Origin of the sequence: Mycobacterium sp. 2YAF39, assembly GCF_052114565.1 — a bacterium.
GTDB lineage: Bacteria > Actinomycetota > Actinomycetes > Mycobacteriales > Mycobacteriaceae > Mycobacterium.
Map to the genome: position 1 here is coordinate 1 of NZ_JBFREZ010000055.1, position 414 is coordinate 414.

Genomic DNA, 414 nt, shown 5'->3' on the forward strand with positions numbered 1-414 from the left:
GGCCGGCGCGACAACCAGGTCAAGATTCGCGGCCACCGCATCGAGCTGGAGGAGGTGGAGGCGGTCCTGCGCGAAAGCGGGATGGTGCGCGAGGCTGTGGCCACCGTGCAGCAGACCGCGCTGGGCGACCCGTACCTGCTCGCCTTCATCGTGCCGCAGCTTGGGGAAGCCGGGACGGCGGCGCTGGCTGCGTACGTGTCCCGACGGATGCCGAAGGACATGCGGCCGCGCCTGGTGGGTGTGAACGACCTGCCGATGACGGCCAACGGCAAGGTGGACCGGCGCGCGCTCCGTGACCGGCTCCATGACCCGCTCCATGATCCGCTCCATGATTCGCACCCCCAAGCGATGGCGGTGCGGGGAACCACGGAGGCGATGCTGCGCGATGCCTGGCGGTGCGCGCTCGATCTGGAC

Annotated in this window: 1 protein-coding gene; it reads left to right on the plus strand. The window is 70.3% G+C overall.

Features of this window, described 5'->3' with window-relative positions; all coding sequences use genetic code 11:
- Nucleotides 1–414, plus strand: a 414-nt coding sequence (locus tag AB4Z42_RS28445) for an AMP-binding enzyme (RefSeq protein ID WP_442012589.1), incomplete at both ends; no start/stop codon positions are given.